Origin of the sequence: Streptomyces sp. SAT1 (genome assembly GCF_001654495.1) — a bacterium.
Classification (GTDB): Bacteria; Actinomycetota; Actinomycetes; order Streptomycetales; family Streptomycetaceae; genus Streptomyces; species Streptomyces andamanensis.
Window position 1 is genome coordinate 1,037,285 of the sequence record NZ_CP015849.1, and the last position, 16,878, is coordinate 1,054,162.

The 16,878-nt window shown below is 73.2% G+C and carries 17 protein-coding genes; 10 read left to right on the forward strand and 7 right to left on the reverse strand.

The annotated features are described in order from the left end of the window. Positions 1–15 precede the first annotated feature (15 nt). The 3 genes from A8713_RS04490 to A8713_RS31920 form a co-directional block, all read right to left on the reverse strand. Complete coding sequence (locus A8713_RS04490; RefSeq protein WP_064531525.1) at positions 16–1,032, reverse strand: EamA family transporter; 1,017 nt, start codon at positions 1,030–1,032, stop codon at positions 16–18. A gap of 200 nt (positions 1,033–1,232) precedes the next feature. Beyond that, positions 1,233–1,823 (reverse strand): Clp protease N-terminal domain-containing protein, encoded by a 591-nt coding sequence (locus A8713_RS04495; RefSeq protein ID WP_064531526.1) that lies wholly within the window; start codon positions 1,821–1,823, stop codon positions 1,233–1,235. Positions 1,824–2,076: 253 nt separating this feature from the next. Further along, positions 2,077–2,691: a PadR family transcriptional regulator gene (locus A8713_RS31920; protein WP_078510172.1), complete on the reverse strand. Its 615-nt coding sequence runs from the start codon at positions 2,689–2,691 to the stop codon at positions 2,077–2,079. Positions 2,692–3,038: 347 nt separating this feature from the next. On the opposite strand from A8713_RS31920, the gene A8713_RS04505 reads away from it, so the two are divergent. Both A8713_RS04505 and A8713_RS04510 read left to right on the forward strand, forming a co-directional pair. Continuing rightward, entirely contained in the window at positions 3,039–3,989 is a 951-nt protein-coding gene (locus A8713_RS04505; protein ID WP_064531527.1) for a GNAT family N-acetyltransferase, read from the forward strand. A gap of 144 nt (positions 3,990–4,133) precedes the next feature. After that, complete coding sequence (locus tag A8713_RS04510) at positions 4,134–4,943, forward strand: PhzF family phenazine biosynthesis protein (protein ID WP_064531528.1); 810 nt, start codon at positions 4,134–4,136, stop codon at positions 4,941–4,943. A gap of 44 nt (positions 4,944–4,987) precedes the next feature. Here A8713_RS04510 and A8713_RS04515 read toward each other — a convergent pair whose 3' ends face one another. Both A8713_RS04515 and A8713_RS04520 read right to left on the reverse strand, forming a co-directional pair. Continuing rightward, on the reverse strand, positions 4,988–5,788 hold the full coding sequence (locus A8713_RS04515) for a CPBP family intramembrane glutamic endopeptidase (RefSeq protein WP_064531529.1): 801 nt from the start codon (positions 5,786–5,788) through the stop codon (positions 4,988–4,990). A 166-nt stretch (positions 5,789–5,954) separates the two neighbouring features. Further along, positions 5,955–7,475, reverse strand: coding sequence for a glutamate-cysteine ligase family protein (locus A8713_RS04520; protein ID WP_064531530.1), 1,521 nt, complete (start codon positions 7,473–7,475; stop codon positions 5,955–5,957). Positions 7,476–8,031: 556 nt separating this feature from the next. Here A8713_RS04520 and A8713_RS04525 point away from each other — a divergent pair. Both A8713_RS04525 and A8713_RS04530 read left to right on the forward strand, forming a co-directional pair. Then, on the forward strand, positions 8,032–8,616 hold the full coding sequence (locus A8713_RS04525) for a hypothetical protein (protein WP_064531531.1): 585 nt from the start codon (positions 8,032–8,034) through the stop codon (positions 8,614–8,616). Positions 8,617–8,948: 332 nt separating this feature from the next. Then, a complete protein-coding gene (locus A8713_RS04530; protein ID WP_026253111.1) occupies positions 8,949–9,155 on the forward strand; it encodes a DUF5999 family protein in 207 nt (68 codons plus the stop codon). An 18-nt stretch (positions 9,156–9,173) separates the two neighbouring features. Here A8713_RS04530 and A8713_RS34075 read toward each other — a convergent pair whose 3' ends face one another. Further along, entirely contained in the window at positions 9,174–9,767 is a 594-nt protein-coding gene (locus A8713_RS34075) for a hypothetical protein (RefSeq protein ID WP_443069699.1), read from the reverse strand. A 345-nt stretch (positions 9,768–10,112) separates the two neighbouring features. Here A8713_RS34075 and A8713_RS04540 point away from each other — a divergent pair, with 345 nt between their 5' ends. The 3 genes from A8713_RS04540 to A8713_RS04550 all read left to right on the forward strand — a co-directional run bounded on the left by A8713_RS04540 (position 10,113) and on the right by A8713_RS04550 (position 13,283). Then, positions 10,113–10,670, forward strand: coding sequence for a hypothetical protein (locus A8713_RS04540; RefSeq protein WP_064531533.1), 558 nt, complete (start codon positions 10,113–10,115; stop codon positions 10,668–10,670). A gap of 203 nt (positions 10,671–10,873) precedes the next feature. Continuing rightward, the gene (locus A8713_RS04545; protein WP_064531534.1) at positions 10,874–12,823 is read left to right on the forward strand and encodes an APC family permease; all 1,950 of its coding nucleotides are present in this window, start codon (positions 10,874–10,876) and stop codon (positions 12,821–12,823) included. A gap of 67 nt (positions 12,824–12,890) precedes the next feature. Next, positions 12,891–13,283 (forward strand): TOBE domain-containing protein, encoded by a 393-nt coding sequence (locus tag A8713_RS04550; RefSeq protein ID WP_064537234.1) that lies wholly within the window; start codon positions 12,891–12,893, stop codon positions 13,281–13,283. Between the two features lie 32 nt (positions 13,284–13,315). Here A8713_RS04550 and A8713_RS04555 read toward each other — a convergent pair whose 3' ends face one another. Beyond that, positions 13,316–13,780 carry a molybdopterin-dependent oxidoreductase gene (locus tag A8713_RS04555; RefSeq protein ID WP_064531535.1) on the reverse strand — a complete coding sequence of 155 codons (465 nt, stop codon included), beginning with the start codon at positions 13,778–13,780 and terminating at the stop codon, positions 13,316–13,318. 199 nt (positions 13,781–13,979) lie between these two features. On the opposite strand from A8713_RS04555, the gene modA reads away from it, so the two are divergent. From modA to A8713_RS04570, 3 genes are all read left to right on the forward strand, one after another. Beyond that, positions 13,980–14,807, forward strand: coding sequence for a molybdate ABC transporter substrate-binding protein (gene modA, locus A8713_RS04560; protein WP_064531536.1), 828 nt, complete (start codon positions 13,980–13,982; stop codon positions 14,805–14,807). Next, complete coding sequence (modB, locus tag A8713_RS04565) at positions 14,804–15,649, forward strand: molybdate ABC transporter permease subunit (RefSeq protein ID WP_064531537.1); 846 nt, start codon at positions 14,804–14,806, stop codon at positions 15,647–15,649. Before modA ends, modB begins: the two co-directional genes overlap by 4 nt. Positions 15,650–15,731: 82 nt before the next feature. Continuing rightward, on the forward strand, positions 15,732–16,823 hold the full coding sequence (locus tag A8713_RS04570) for an ABC transporter ATP-binding protein (RefSeq protein ID WP_064531538.1): 1,092 nt from the start codon (positions 15,732–15,734) through the stop codon (positions 16,821–16,823). Positions 16,824–16,878: the final 55 nt, after the last annotated feature.

Genomic DNA, 16,878 nt, shown 5'->3' on the forward strand with positions numbered 1-16,878 from the left:
TGCATGGTCCGCAGCCTAGCGCCTGTCCTGGATCGTGGTGCCGCGCGCCGACAACTCCCGCTCCGCGGCACCGTCCGCGGCCGGCGCCGCCGCGCTCCCGGCGGGCGCCGAGGACTGCGCGATGAACGCGCCCAGCAGGACCACGGCGCCGCCCGCCACCTGCGGCGCGGACAGGTGTTCGCCGAGCAGCACCCAGGCCAGCACGGTCGCGATGACCGCCTCCAGGCACGCCACCACACCCGCGACCTGCGGGGAGAGCCGGCGCACCGAGAGCACGCCGGTGACGTACGCGAGGACCGTGGCGACCAGCACGATCCAGACCAGCAGGACGACGGCCGGGACCTGGGTCCCGTTCATCCGGGCGGAGTGCGCGAGGACCGACCAGTCCATGCCCCAGGGCCGCGCCACGGCGGTCAGCACGACGGCGCCGACGAGCAGCCCGTACGCGATGACGCCGAGCGGGTCGGGTGCCTGGTCGCCCGCGTCGCCGCCCTGGTCGGAGAGGACGAAGTAGCCGACCTGGCAGCAGGCCGCGCCGAGGGCGAGCAGCAGGCCGAGCGGGTCGAAGCCCAGCCCGGACCACACCTCGACGACACAGGCGAGTCCGCCCGCCGCGAGGACCACGCCGAGCGCGGCGGCCCGGGTGACCGGCCGCCGCTGCACGAAGCGGACCCAGCCGAGGACCAGGGCCGGTGCCAGGTACTCGATGAGCAGCGCCACACCGACGGGGATACGGGAGAGCGCGGCGAAGTAGCAGGCCTGGACGCCTGCCACGGCGAGCAGTCCGAACCCGGAGAGCAGGGCGGGGCGCCGGCGCAGCAGCGCGCGGTGGCGGACGGCGAGCGGCACCATGACCAGGGCCGCGCCGGTGACGCGCAGCCAGACGACGTGCAGCGGGTCGAGGCCCGCCTCGATCAGCGGTTTGGCCGCGACCCCCGAGCCGCCGAAGGCGACCGCGGAGACGAGCGCGAGACCGAGCCCGACACCTCTGCCGGACTGCCGCTGACTGATCCCAGACGTAACCACCGGCACATGATGACAGGCGGCGACATGAGCGTCACTCCTGTTGGCACCTGTCTCACCGGCTGGACGGCACGCACGTCTCGCGGGACGGGAGGGCGGCGCGGGACGGCGGCATGGGCCGGTGCGGGACGGCGGCGCGGGCCGGTGCGGGACGGCGGCGCGGGCCGGTGCGGGACGGCGGCGCGGGCCGGTGCGGGACGGCGGACGGGTCAGCCGTCCCCGGCGTACTCCTCGGCGGGGCCCCGGTCCCCGTCCGCGCCCCCTCCCCCGCCCGCTTCCGGGATACCGGCGGCCAGTTCACGGGCGTCGATCCCCGCGCGGGCGAGCACCTCGACGGCCCGCGATCCGGGCACCTCGACGATTCCGGCGAGGAGGTCGACGCCGCGGGCCGGGTCGTCACCGCGGCGGGCGGCGCGCGCACGGGCGTGCTCCAGGGCGGCCGACGCCACCGGCGACCAGCCGTCGGCCTCGGCGGCGGCCGCCTCGGTCACCACGGGCAGGGCGCCCGAGTCCTCCACGCCGCTCTGCCAGCGCAGGCCGTAGCCGATGCTGCGCTGGACGAGGTAGCCGAGCAGCCGGACGATCCGCGGGCCGCCGCCGCACACCTCGCGCACCTCGGGGTCCGCCTCAAGGAGCGAGTGCAGCAGGTGGGCGGTGTCGATCTGCCGGTCCGCGTCCCGCAGGGCCCGCCGACGGGCACCGGCGACCACCGCCGACAGTTCGGCACTGAGCCCGGCGTCGTCGACCGGGGGGCTGCCGTCCTGCTCACGGACCGGCTGCCGGGGGATACGGGCTTGCACATCCCCCAGCCCATCAGTCCCGCGGGCCCCGGGCATCCCCGGCGGGAAGCATTTCCGCGTCCCACGCAGAGTGGACACGGCGGGCCGGAATCTCCTCCTTACGGATGAGATCAGGTCAATTCGCACAGCAGCCGCCGGGACGCCTCACAGACGGCACCGAGCTGCTCCGCGATCCGCTCCGTGACCGGCGAAGGCGCTCCGTGGAGCGGTTCGCCCCACGGAGCGCCGGATGCCGGATACCGGACGCCGCCCGTCAGTCCTCGTCGGCGAGGATCAGGTACAGCTTCTTGCGGGCCTCGTTGATGACCGCGAGCGCCTTGTCGCGCTGTTCCTTGCTGCCGGTCTTCCAGACCTGCCCGAAGGCCTCCATCAGTCCGGCGCCGGCCTGGCGGATCTCGCCGAGAGCCTCCCAGTCGATCCCGCGCGTGGCCTCCTGCCAGGGTGCCTCCGGCGTCTCCTCGGCGGCCGCGCGACCCTCCTCGGTGAGGGAGAACAGCTTCTTGCCGCCCTCGGACTCACTGGCGATCAGGCCCTCGTCCTCCAGCAGCTGGAGGGTGGGGTAGACCGAGCCGGGGCTCGGCTTCCACGCGCCGCCGCTGCGTTCGGCGATCTCCTGGATCATCTCGTAGCCGTGCATGGACCGCTCCTTGAGCAGGGCCAGGATCGATGCCCGTACGTCACCGCGCCGCGCCCTCCCCCTCGGTCCGCCACGCCCTCGGCCGCCCCAGGGGCCGGGTCCGAAGCCCGGACCGAAGCCCGGTCCGCCCGGCCCGAAGGGGCCGAATGCCGCCCGACGCCCGTCGAAGTCCTCGCGGCCGCGCCAGGGGCCGTCGTGCCGGTGTCCACGCTCGAATCCATGGGTACGCATCGCCACTACTCCATTCCATCGTTGATCTGTCGCGATGCCTCAACGATATATCGGAACAGCTCGCCTGACAACCGTCCGACGACAGCCTCGCCCGGCTGCCTGCCGACGGGCCGCCGGTCCGGGCCGCTCTCAGGCACGGCGACCGGCCCCCATAAAGGCATTGCGGCCCAGGTCCGGCGTCGGATAGACATGGCGGCCGAACCCCTGCCGACGCGGCAGGAGTCATGACAGCGAGAGGAGGGATAAGCCGATGATTCCCAAGATCACTGCGCTTGTGTCCTCCCGGGGCGCGCACCGCGTCTGACCCCCGGAGCGGCCGGGCGCCTTCACCGGAGCGTGCCTACACCGTGGAACAGAACGACCTGACCCTGCGTCCCCTCCGTGGACGCGAAGAACTCGACCTCTTCACCCGACTCCCCTACGGCCTCAACGCCGAGCTGGCGGACGACCTCGCCACAGGCCGCCGGCGGCCTGAATGGATGTGGGTCGCCCTGCGCGGTGACCGCCTGGTGGCCAGGGCCGCCTGGTGGAGCCGGCCGGGCGGCGGCGCACCTCTCGTCCTGGACGTCCTCGACATCGACGACGACGTACCGGAACCGGGTGCCGACCGCCTCGACATCGGGGAACGCCTGCTGCGCACCGCGCTGGCGGCGACCCTGCCCGACGGGGCACAGCCCCCTGACTACAGCCGCTTCGTCCCGCCGGACTGGCGCGAGGACGCCCTGCCCAGACGGATCGTCGAGGACCGCATGGCCGTCCTGGAGCGGGCCGGTGCCCGGCTCTTCGTCGAACGGCTGCGCCTGGAGTGGCGTCCGGAGACACCGGTCCCCGGTCCCGGCGGGCGCCTCGCGTTCCGGCCGCCGCACGACAGCGGAGAACTCGTGTCCCTGATGACGTCGGCGATGGACGGCACGCTCGACGCGCACGGCCGCGCCGATTTGACCCGGCTGTCCCCCCGGGAGGCGGCCCTCAAGCACTACGAGGAGGAACTGGCCCTCTACACCAGTCCGCGGGACTGGTGGCGGGTAGCCACCCTGCCCCGGGGAGAACCGGTGGGATTCGTCCTGCCGGCCCACAACGGCTACAACCCGATCATCGCCTACGTCGCGGTCCTTCCCGCGCACCGCGGCAACGGCTACATCGACGACCTCCTCGCCGAGGGCACCCGCGTCCTCGCCGAGCAGGACGTCCCGCGCATCCGCGCTTCCACGGACCTCGACAACGTACCGATGGCGAACGCGTTCCGACGCGCCGGATACGTCAACTTCGAGCGCGAGATCAACATGACCTGGGGCTGAACCGGGCCGGCCGGGCGCCGGGCGCGGACCGCGTGCGCGCCCGGCGCCCGGCCGGCTCCGGGCTCCGGGCTCCGGGCTCCGACCAGGCCGCCGGACCCGGATTGGCCTTGGCCCGGGTCCCGCCGGGCCCTCTACCGTCGGCGCATGCGGATTCGTATCGTCGACGCCTTCACCGACCGTCCCTTCGCGGGTAACCCCGCCGGGGTCCTGCTCCTCGACGCCTTTCCCGAGGACCAGTGGCTCCAGCGGATCGCCCTGGAGGTCAACCACGCCGAGACGGCTTTCGCCCACCCGCTGCCCGCGGGCGGCGGGGCCGACTGGGCGCTGCGCTGGTTCACCCCGGCCACCGAGGTCGCGATGTGCGGGCACGCCACGCTCGCCACCGCGCACGTCCTGCACACCACCGGTGCGCACACGGGGCCCGTGCGCTTCGCCACCCGCAGCGGCGTACTCGCCGCAGCCCCCGGCGACGGCGGCGCGATCACCCTGGACCTGCCGACCGCCCCGCTCACCGCGGTCGCTGTCCCGGACGGGGTCGCCGAAGCCCTCGGCGCCACGCCCCGCACCGCCTTCGACACCGGTCCCGACGTCGGTGACCTGGTGCTGGAGCTGGCCGACGAGAAGACCGTCCGGGGCCTCGACCCCGATCTCAGGGCGCTGGCCGCGCACTCGGCGCGTGGCGTCATCGCCACCGCGCGGGCCGAGGACCCCGCCCGCGGCTACGACTTCGTCTCGCGGTGCTTCTTCCCCAACATCGGCATCGACGAGGACCCGGTGACCGGCAGCGCCCACACCGCCCTCGCCCCCTACTGGTCCGAGCGCCTGGGCCGCCCCGTCCTCACCGGGCTCCAGGCCTCACCGCGCTCCGGCCTGGTCCGCACCGAGCTGCGCGGCGGACGCACCATGCTCACCGGGCACGCCGTGACGGTCATCGAGGGCGAACTGCGCGTCTGAGGCCGCGTACAGAGACGTGCCTCCGGAGCGCGGGCCCGGCCGGGTCAGGCCGTCGGCAGCCAGTCCACCTTCCCCGCGAGCAGGGCGTAGCCGACGAACGCGCCGATGTCCAGCAGCGAGTGGGCCACCACCAGCGGTCCGACCCGGCCCCACCGCCGGTACAGCCAGACGAACACCACGCCCATGGCCATGTTGCCGAGGAAGCCGCCGATGCCCTGATAGAGGTGGTACGAGCCGCGCAGGACGGCGCTGCCCGCGAGCGCGGCTCCCGGGGTCCAGCCCAGCCGCCCCAGCCTGCGCAGCAGATAGCCGACGACGATCACCTCTTCGAGGACCGCGTTCTGCACCGCGGACAGCACCAGCACCGGGTACTTCCACCACACGGAGGGCAACGCCTCGGGCACCACGGTGAGGTTGAAGCCGAGGCCGCGGGCGGCGAGGTAGAAGGCGATGCCGGTGCTGCCGATGACCGCCGCGACGGCGGCCCCGCGGCCCAGGTCGGGCCAGGGGCGGATGCGGTCGAACCCGAGGGTGCGCAGGCTCTGCCCCTCGCGCAGCAGCAGATGCGCGACGAGCGCGACGGGCACCAGGGCGCTCGCGATCCCGAACAGCTGCCAGGCCAGGTCGAGCCAGGGGCGGCCCGGGGCGGCCGAGGCGTTGAGCGTGGCCGCCTGGTCCTTGAGGCCGCCGGGTTTCGTGACCGAGCCGACAAAGCTGATCAGGGCGGAGACCCCGCTCGCCCCGAGCGAGAGCGCCAGGACGAGCAGCGTCTCGTCCCGGAGCGCACGCCGTGACAGCCGTTCGTCCGCATAGAGATCGGTCCCCGGTCCCGCCTCCGCCTGCACCCGCGCCTCCCGTTCACGTCCTGAGAGGTCACAGCTTGCCCGATCCGCTCCCTCCCGGCACGGCCGCCCCCCGCCGGGTGCCCGCCCGGCGCGGCGCCCCCGGCCGGGGCACACCCTCCGGCCGAGGGCGCCCGACGGCCCCGCGGAAACGATCCTCCCCGGGGGTTCAGCCCAGGGGCACCGGCTCCGGAAGGCCCACCGGCCAGGTGTGCACCGGCTCGCCCAGCCGCATCAGCTCGCAGTAGCGCCGGGTCGTGGCCGCCAGCGCCGCCTCCCGGTCCAGGCCCTGCTCCTCGCGGGCCCGGTGGTAGGTGTCGGCCTGCCAGCGGGCGCCGTTGGTCCGGCGCCGGCAGCGCTCCTCGATCACACCGAGGTAGCGGTCCCGGTCCGCCGGCTCCACGCCCCAGGAGTCCAGCCCGGCCGCGGCGAGCGGCAGCAACTCGTCGCGTACGAGGGTGACGGCGTCGGTCTCGGCCGTACCCGAGGCACGGCCCCGCCGCGGCCAGGTGAACCGGGCGTCGATGCCGTGCCGGCAGGCCGCGTCGAAGTTGGCCGCCGCCGCCTCGAAGGGCAGCCGGGTCCACACCGGCCGCGGCTCCTCCGCGAGGGCCCGCACCAGCCCGTAGTAGAAGACGGCGTTGGCGACCACGTCCGTGACGGTCGGCCCGGCGGGCAGGACGCGGTTCTCCACGCGCAGGTGCGGCACCCCGTCCGCGACGTCGTAGACGGGGCGGTTCCAGCGGTAGACGGTGCCGTTGTGCAGGACCAGCTCGGCGAGTTTCGGCACGCCGCCGGCGTCGAGCACGTCGAGCGGGTCCTCCTCGTCGCAGATCGGCAGCAGCGCCGGGTAGTAGCGCAGGTTCTCCTCGAACAGGTCGTACGCCGAGGTGACCCAGCGCTCGCCGAACCAGGTGCGCGGGCGGACCCCCTGCGCCTGGAGCTCGGGCGGGCGGGTGTCGGTGGACTGCTGGAACAGGGGCGGGCGCGACTCGCGCCACAGCTCGCGCCCGAACAGGAACGGGGAGTTGGCGCCGACGGCGATCTGCGCGGCGCTGGCCGCCTGCGCGGCGTTCCACACGTCCGCGAACCGCCCGGGGGTGACCTGGAGGTGGAGCTGCACGGAGGTGCAGGCGGCCTCCGGGACGATGGACTTCGAGGTGCAGACGAGATGTTCCACCCCGTCGATGTCCAGGGAGAAGTCCTCGCCGCGGGCGGCGACGATCTGGTCGTTGAGCAGGGCGTAGCGGTCGACGTCGGAGAGGTTCGAGGAGACCAGGTCGTCCCGGTCGAGGGTCGGCAGAATACCGATCATCGCGATCGAGGCGTCCACCTCCCCGGCTTTCCGGTCGGCATATGCCAACGATGTCGTCAGTTCCTCCGCGAGACGGTCGAATACCCGGCCGCCCAGCCGGTGCGGGGCGATGTTGACTTCGAGGTTGAACATCGCGAGTTCCGTCTGGAAGTCCCGGCTCGCGATGCGCTCCAGTACTTGCGCATTCAGCATTTTCGGCATCCCGTCGGAGCCGACGAGATTCAATTCGATCTCCAGCCCCATGAGGTTCTTGGGGCGGTCGAACCGCTTCTCCTCCAGCAACCGCTCCAGCCCCTTCAGGCATCGCCTGAGCTTGTCGCGGTAGCGGTTGCGATCGGACAGGTCGAACTGGCCTGCCACGACCTTCTCCCCCATCGCAGCGTCCTTCCTCGCTCGGGCGGGCCCGATGCTCCGGCCGCCTGGGTCCTGGTCAGGTGGGATGATGCCCCGCCAACGCGATCGATAACGTCCCGTCGCGGCCCGGCACCGACTACGCTTGTCTCCTGTGTCCACAGGCACATTCACGCGGCATGAAGCACCCGGTTGTATCGGGTGCCCCTGAGAAGTCGTGAAAAACGCCGACGACAACGAGCCGTCCACCGAATCGGCATCACCCGAGGTCATCGCGGCGCGGTCCGCCGAGAACCGGGATGTTTCCCGCATATCACCGGCCGAATGAACCCTTGTCGCCCCTGCCGGAAACAGGTAGACGAAACAACACCAGAACATGTGTCGTATAAACTCGGCACCACGGCAGAAGGTCGGCGTCCATGACCCTGGACCCGTCGTCAGGGTCAAGCGGCAGGCCGCGCTCCGTCACCCCGTTCACCGGAAACCCCGGCTGCGCCACCCTGCCCCGAGAGCTGACAGCGCCGTCCGCCCCCGCCCCGCCCTCGCGCCACCGTGCCTGTCGAATGAGAGGCGACCCACCATGCCGCTGCACGTCCCCCCGGCCCCCGCGCCCGCACTCCGTTCCGTCCTCACCGCCCTCGGTTCCCCCACCGCGGTCCGCGAGGCACGGATCCCCGCCCTCCATGCAGCGCAGGCCCCCGCGACCCCGGAACTCCCGCTGCCCGTGCACGTCCTCGACCGGATCACTCCGGCGGGAGTCTCCGCGACCCGGCTGGCCGGGTGGCGCTTCCTGGTCCGCTGCGGCGATCACGCGGTGGCCGCGGCGGAGACCCGGCTGACCCCGGACGGCTGGACCTTCTCGCACTTCTTCGAGGGCCCCTACGTCGCCTCGACCGAGCGCGCCCTGCGCCAGGCGGAGACCCTGCCGCAGCCCTACCAGCCGCGCCTGCTGTCGATGCCCAGCCTGTACATGCTCACGCTGTGGCTGCACGGCGACCTGTCCGAGGACGGCGCCGCCGGCCACCCGGCCGCCACCGATCTCCTCATCCCGCTGACGCCCGCCCCGCCCGGCGTCCCGGCCCATGTGCCGCACCGGGTGGCCGACCTGCTGCCGGTCCTCGCCCACCGGGTGACTCCGGTACGGCTCCTGGGCTCCCCCGCCTGAGGGCCGCCGCTCGTCGTCGTAGGACCGCCGCGGGGCCCGCGCAGGACCCCGCAAAGGTCCGCCGTTCCCCCCTGACCCGACCGGACTAGCCCCATCCGGCCCCCTCGAACCATCCGAAGGGACCCCGCGGTGGAGGTGAACCGCTCGCGCGGGTGACGCGTCTTGAATCTGTGAGAGACGGTGCCGCGAAATTCCTGCGGAATCACGTCCGCGGGGCAACACTGGTTTCAGTCCGACTCATCAAACGGGGGGCGGCCATGGCCGATGCCGACAGCCGCAGGACACAGACGACAGCCATCCCGGACCACACGACACAGCGAGAGATCCCGCCCATGTGCCAGCACCAGACACCGTGTCCGTCAGCCGACTCCGCCGACCGGGAGTCCGCCCGTCTCGTGGCGCACCACCCGGAGCAGGGCTGGAGCCTGCTGTGCAACGGCGTGCTCCTCTTCGAGGACACCGGTGAGCTGCTGCCGGACGGGCAGATCATCGCCCCGCACCGCCCGCTGGGCACCGACCGGGTGATGACCGCGGCCTGAGCACGACGGGCGGCTCCGTCACACGGACCGCCCGCCCACCACGGGGCCGGGACGCACACGCCCGTGCGGCCCGGCTCTCGCGCGCCTCACCACGGGCGGGCTGTGCTCGAACCAGTCGAACGCCGCACCGGACCGATGCGTGCCGTCACGCTCGCCGTCCCCCGCAGACTCCCGGTCGTAGTGGTGCGCCTCGTCCAGGCACACGGACAGTCCGGCCCGGCCCGAGCCCATGTCGAGCCGGGCCACCATAGGGCGCTCCGGGCGCCGCTCCCGGCGGCCGACGAAGGCGTCGCCGGGCCGGTCGAGGCTGTCGCCGGTCGCGGTCAGCGTCAGCCACCCCGGGCGGCGACCGAGCGACCAGGAGTCGTCCGGTCTGCCGCGCGGGGGGAGCCACCGCGGTGCGAGCGCGGGCCCGTCGAAGTCGTCGCGGGCCGGTTCGGGCGGCAGCGGGTGCCAGGCGGCGAGGGCCGGGCGCCGCTCGCGGACCGGGTCGGCCCGCGGACGGCCGTCCACCCACTCGACGGGCACCAGGAAGGTCCCCCGGCCCAGCACATGGAACTCGGGAACTCGGGGAAGTACCCGCGCGGACGCGTCCCCGGCAGCACCATCCACCAGGTCCCGTCCGCCGCCCGCACCAGGTCGCCGTGGCCGGTGCACCGGACGGACAGGTCCGTACCCCTTCCCTCGGACTTCCCCCAAAGATGCCGGACATTTCGCCATGGCCGGCGAATCTTGCGAAGCAACCCGCGCCGCAGGGGCGGCCCGCGGACGCGAACAAGCGACCGGCGGCGATACGCGGCGCCTGCGTGCGCGGGGCCGCGGACGGCGCACGCGGGCGGCGCACCCGGGGACCCGCCCCGACCGGTCCGCCTGCGCGGCGTCAAGAACGGCCGACCGCACGTCAGGGCCGCGTCAAGGGGTGCGGTCCGGCGCGCGCGGGGTCCTAGCGTGGAGGTCATGGGGTACGGCTACGAGACTCGGCGGGGCGTCGGCGCACCCGCGCGGCGGTCCGCGCCACCGGCGAGCGACCGCCACTGGGCCCGGGAACTGCACACCGCGCTCCGGTGCGCTGCGACGCTGCTCTGCCTGCTGCTGCTGATCGACGCGGGCACGGGCGCGCTGACCTGGTGGCGCGGGCTGCTCTGGCTCACGCTCGCGCTGCTGCTCCTCGGCGTGCTCTGTCCGCCCCGGGTGAGCGCGGGTGAGGGCTGGCTCTGCTGCCGGACGCCGCTGCGCCGCCGCCGGGTGCGCACCGACTCGCTGGTGTCGGTGCGGGTCGTGGACGGTGTCTCCCGGCGACTGGTCCTGCGGGACGCCCTCGGCGGCCGCGTCGAGATCGATCCGCGGATCCTGGTGGACAACCCCGGCCTCTGGTACCACCTGGCGGAGGACGCGCGGACATCGGCGGCGCGCGGCCTGCTGCGCTGTGGGACGGATGCGCTGCGTGACCTTGAGGAGCGGGTGGACCGCGAGACGACACGCACCGTATTCCGGATCTCGGGCCTCGAACCCTGACCAGGACGCCCCGCCGACCCTCATCCGGAGGCATCCCCGCAGGTGGGACGGGGCTGGTCTTAACGGAAGATTGACGCCCGCCCGGCCCATCACGCATGGGCCCGCACATCACTCTCCGCATACGCTGGTGCCCCGTCCGCAGGCCGGCCGGACTCACACGCCGAGCCGTCGTCCGGCTCGGCCGCACCTTTGGAGCAGGGCCGATGGCCACCACCGAGCACCCTCCCAGCCGGCTCCGCGCCTGGATGCTGAAGGGCCTGTCCGACATGGGCAAGGGCGTGCAGCAGGGCCCGCACGCCGCGCCCGAGCCCCCGCACAAGGGGCAGCGCTGGTGGCGGGTCATGTGCCTGACCGGGGTCGACTACTTCTCCACCCTCGGCTACCAGCCGGGCATCGCGGCACTGGCCGCCGGGCTGCTCTCGCCGGTCGCCACGCTCGTCCTGGTGCTCGTCACCCTCGCGGGCGCCCTGCCGGTGTACCGCAGGGTCGCCGAGGAGAGCCCGCACGGCCAGGGTTCCATCGCGATGCTGGAGCGCCTGCTGTCGTTCTGGCAGGGCAAGCTGTTCGTGCTGACCCTGCTCGGGTTCGCCGCCACCGACTTCCTCATCACCATCACCCTGTCGGCCGCCGACGCCTCGACGCACCTGGTGGAGAACCCCCATCTGACGAACGTGCTGCACAGCCACCAGATGCTGATCACGCTGATCCTGCTGGCGCTGCTCGGCGCGGTGTTCCTCAAGGGCTTCCTGGAGGCGATCGGGGTCGCGGTGGTCCTGGTCGGCGTCTATCTGGCGCTGAACGTCGTGGTGGTCGTCTCCGGCATCTGGCACGTCGTCACCGCCGGGCACCTGGTCACCGACTGGACGGGCGCCCTGACCGCCCAGCACGGCAGCGTCTTCGCCATGGTCGGCGTGGCCCTGCTGGTCTTCCCCAAGCTCGCGCTGGGCCTGTCCGGCTTCGAGACGGGTGTCGCCGTGATGCCGCATGTGCGCGGTGACGCCGGTGACACCGAGGAGCGGCCGACCGGCCGGATCCGGGACACCAGGAAGCTGCTCACCACGGCCGCCCTGATCATGAGCTGCTTCCTCATCGCCACCAGCTTCATCACCACGCTGCTGATCCCCGCGGCGGAGTTCAAGCCCGGCGGCGCGGCCAACGGGCGTGCGCTGGCCTACCTGGCGCACCACTACCTCGGGAACGCCTTCGGCACGGTCTACGACGTCTCGACCATCGCCATCCTGTGGTTCGCGGGTGCCTCCGCGATGGCCGGGCTGCTGAACCTGATGCCGCGCTACCTCCCCCGCTACGGCATGGCCCCGCACTGGGCCGGCGCGGTACGCCCGATGGTCCTCGTGTTCACACTGATCGCCTTCCTGGTCACCTGGATCTTCGACGCGAACGTCGACAAGCAGGGCGGCGCGTACGCGACCGGTGTGCTGGTGCTGATCAGCTCGGCGGCCATCGCGGTGACCATCGCCGCGCACAAGGCCGGCCAGCGCGGCTGGACGGTCGGATTCGCGGTGATCTCGGCCGTGTTCCTGTACACGACCGTGGTCAACGTCATCGAGCGTCCGGACGGCGTGAAGATCGGTGCCTGCTTCATCGCCGGGATCATCCTCGTCTCGCTGCTGTCGCGGCTGGCCCGTGCCTTCGAGCTGCGGGTGACCAGTGTGACGCTGGACCCGATGGCGGAACGTTTCGTCAGGGACATCGCCAGCCGCAAGATCCGGATCATCGCCAACGAGCCCGACCGGCGCGACAAGGCCGAGTACCGCGACAAGATCGAGCAGATCCGCTCCGACAACGACATCCCCGACACGGATGACTTCGTCTTCGCGGAGGTCACGGTCACCGACCCGTCCGAGTTCGAGTCGGGCCTGACGGTGCGCGGCGAGGTCCTGCACGGCCGCTACCGCGTCCTGGCCCTGGAGTCGGCCTCCGTCCCCAACGCCCTGGCCGCGCTGCTCCTGCGCATCCGCGACATGACGGACCGCACCCCGCACATCTACTTCGAGTGGACCGAGGGCAACCCCTTCCACAACTTCCTGCGCTTCTTCCTCTTCGGGCAGGGCGAGGTCGCCCCGGTCACCCGCGAGGTGCTGCGCGAGGCCGAACCGGACCCGGCCCGGCGCCCCCGCGTCCACACCGGATGAGCACACCCCGGCACTCGCCGCCGCCCCTGCGTCCGCCGCGCCGGTCCGGGGCCCTATCGTGACCGGCATGCAGTCCTACACCATCGGCCAGGCCGCCCGCCTGCTCGGCGTCAGCCCGGACACCGCCCGCCGCTGGGCGGACGCGGGCCGGGTGGCCACCCACCGCGACGAGGGCGGGCGGCGGCTCATCGACGGGCGGGACCTCGCCGCCTTCTCGGTCGAACTGGCCAAGTCCGGCGGCGAGGAGGACCCCTCCTACACCTCGGTCCGCAACGCCTTCCCCGGCATCGTCACCGCCATCAAGCTCGGCGACGTCGCCGCGCAGGTCGAGATCCAGGCCGGCCCGCACCGCCTGGTCTCGCTGCTGACCCGGGAGGCCGTGGAGGAACTCGGCCTGGAGGTCGGCATGGAGGCCACCGCCCGGGTGAAGTCGACGAACGTGCACATCGACCGGACGTGACCGCCGGGCGGGGCCGGTCCTCCGGCCGCCGCTCAGGCCGCCACGGCGCCCGCGCCGTATCCGCCGTCCACCCGGATCGCCCTGATGCCGCTGACGTAGCGCGCCCCGCAGCGGTCCTGCGGAAGCACCAACTGCGGTCCGTCGCCGTCCAGCGGTACGTCGTCCAGGGCCACCGCGAGCAGCACCGGCGCCGCCCCGAAGTCCGGGTCGATCTCCGCCCAGGACAGCAGCGTACGGTGCCCGTCCGCGCCCGCGACGTCGATCAGGAACCGCAGCCGGTCCTTGCGCCGGGCCGGGTCGAAACCGGGCCCGGCGTCCGCCAGCACGTCGTACAGCCGGGGCCCGGCGAAGCGGTGACGCCGCACCCCGCTGGTCGCGCAGTCGAAGCTGACCCGGGCCCGGTGCTGGGGCCAGCCCAGCAGGTCCGGCACGGTCAGACGCACCGGTCGGGTGAGGTCACCGGTCAGGACGAGTTCGGCGAGCGGCACGGCCACCACCTCCGGCAGGTCCGTACCCGCGGGGCGACACCGTACAAACGCACATGCGACCCTGAGATACGGAAGCACCGGCTCATGCGAAGCAACAGGAGACTTATGCCTCGCACTTGCGGCAGTATCATCGCGGCACGGCCCCGCACGGCCGTGCCAGGGCGCGACACCTTTCTTTTTCGTGCACGACCAGAGGAGTAGACCCGTGATGACCCGTTCCGTGCGCCGGACCCGGACCCTGCAGGTGGCCGGTGCGGGAGCCGTGGCCCTGCTGGCCCTCAGCGCCTGCTCCTCCTCCGACTCGTCCTCGTCCTCCGACGCGCCCTCCGGCGGCTCCTCGGCCTCCTCAGCGCCGAAGCTGTCCGGCACCGTGACGGTCTTCGCCGCCGCGTCCCTGAAGGAGAGCTTCACGACGCTCGGCAAGGAGTTCGAGCAGCAGCACCCCGGCACCAAGGTGGCCTTCAACTTCGGCGGCAGCGACACCCTGGCCGCGAGCATCACCAGCGGCGCCCCGGCCGACGTGTTCGCCGCCGCGAGCGCCAAGACGATGAAGATCGTGACGGACAAGAAGGACGAGGGCGCCGCGCCCGTCACCTTCGTCCGCAACCAGCTGGAGATCGCCACCCTGCCCGGCAACCCGGACAAGATCGCCTCCCTGAAGGACCTCACCAAGTCCGGTCTGAAGGTGGTCCTGTGCGACAAGACGGTGCCGTGCGGCGCCGCCGCCCAGAAGGCGCTCACCGCCAGCGACCTCAAGCTCACCCCGGTCTCCTACGAGCAGGACGTCAAGAGCGCCCTGACCAAGGTGGAACTGAAGGAGGCCGACGCGGCCGTCGTCTACAAGACCGATGTGCACGCGGCCGGTGACAAGGTGGAGGGCGTGGAGTTCCCCGAGTCGGCCAAGGCCGTCAACGACTACCCGATCGCCCCGCTGAAGAACGCCCCCAACGCCGCCGGCGCCAAGGCGTTCATCGAGCTGGTCACCTCGGCCGAGGGCCAGAAGGTGCTGTCCCAGGCCGGCTTCCTCAAGCCGTGACCGTGACCGACAAGGCCGGCGCCGTGACCCGCGGAGGCGGGGCACGGCGTCGGCGTGCCGTCCGGGGCGTGCCGCTGCCGCTGCTGCTGCCCGCCCTGGTGGGCCTAGCCTTCCTGCTGCTGCCGCTGCTCGCCCTGCTGATCCGCGCGCCCTGGCGCAGCCTGCCGGACCAGCTGACCAGCACCGAGGTCTGGCAGGCGCTCCAGCTCTCGCTGGTCAGCGCCACCGCAGCGACCGCCGTGAGTCTGGTGCTGGGCGTGCCGCTGGCCTGGCTGCTGGCCCGCACCGACTTCCCCGGCCGCGGCCTCGTCCGGGCCCTGGTGACCCTGCCGCTGGTGCTGCCGCCGGTGGTGGGCGGTGTGGCGCTGCTGCTGGCGCTCGGGCGCAACGGCGTGGTCGGGCAGTGGCTCGACTCCTGGTTCGGGATCACGCTGCCCTTCACCACGGCCGGTGTGGTGGTCGCGGAGGCGTTCGTCGCCATGCCGTTCCTCGTCATCAGCGTCGAGGGCACGCTGCGCGCCGCCGACCCGCGCTACGAGGAGGCGGCCACCACGCTCGGCGCGTCCCGCTTCACCGCGTTCCGCCGGGTCACCCTGCCGCTGATCGCGCCCGGCATCGCGGCGGGCGCGGTGCTGGCGTGGGCGCGGGCGCTCGGCGAGTTCGGCGCCACGATCACCTTCGCCGGGAACTTCCCGGGCCGTACGCAGACCATGCCGCTGGCCGTCTACCTGGCGCTCCAGGACGACCCGGCCGCCGCCATCGCGCTGAGCCTGGTGCTGCTGGCCGTGTCGATCGCGGTCCTCGCGGGTCTGCGGGACCGTTGGATGACGGCGTCCTCATGAACCGAGCCGCGCCGCGCCTCCCGCTCCCTTCCCGCTCGCCCTCCCCTCCCCCGGACGGCCCCGCATCCTGGACGATCGCCTCATGACCGACATCGACGAGACCGCGCACCGGGTCCGCGCAGGCGACGGGCCCGACACCGGACTCGACGCCCACCTCGTCGTCGACCGGGGCGGCTTCCGGCTCGACGTGCCCCTGACCGCCGCGCCCGGCGAGGTCGTGGCGCTGCTCGGCCCGAACGGCGCCGGGAAGACCACCGCCCTGCGCGCCCTGGCCGGACTGGTCCCGCTGACCGGCGGGCGGCTGCGGCTGGACGGCGCCGAGCTGGAGCGCACACCGCCGGAGAAGCGCCCGGTCGGGGTCGTCTTCCAGGACTATCTGCTCTTCCCGCACCTGTCCGCCCTGGACAACGTGGCCTTCGGCCCGCGCTGCCAGGGCGCGACCAGGGCCGAGGCCCGCGCACAGGCCGCCGAGTGGCTGGCGCGCATGGGCCTGGCCGATCACGCCGGGGCCAAACCGCGCCGGCTCTCCGGGGGCCAGGCCCAGCGGGTGGCCGTGGCCCGCGCGCTGGCCACCCGGCCGCGGCTGCTGCTCCTGGACGAGCCGCTCGCCGCGCTGGACGCCCGCACCCGGCTGGAGGTGCGCGCCCAGCTCCGCCGGCACCTCGCCGAGTTCGAGGCGGTGGCCGTGCTGGTCACGCACGACCCGCTGGACGCGATGGTGCTGGCCGACCGGCTCGTGGTCGTCGAGCACGGCCGGGTGGTGCAGGAGGGCACCCCCCCGGAGATCGCCCGCCGGCCGCGCACCGACTACATCGCGCAGCTCGTCGGTCTGAACCTGTACCGCGGGCGCGCCGGGGGGCACCTGGTGCGGCTGGAGTCCGGCACCGCTCTCACCACCACCGAGAAGCTCACCGGACCGGCCTTCGTCGCCTTCCCGCCGGGCGCGGTCACCCTCCACCGGGAGCGCCCCGCCGACACCAGCGCGCGCAATCTGTGGCGCTGCGAGGTCGCCGGTCTGGAGACGCACGGCGACCGGATCCGCGCCGACCTCACCGGCGAACTCGCCCTCGCCGCCGATCTGACGACGGTCGCCGCCGCCGAGCTCGGGCTGGAGCCGGGCGCCGGGGTCTGGGCGGCCGTCAAGGCGGCCCAGACCCACGCCTACCCGGCCTGACCCGGGCGGGCCCGCGCACACGGGAGGGGCCCCGCACCGGCCGCTGCGGGCCGGG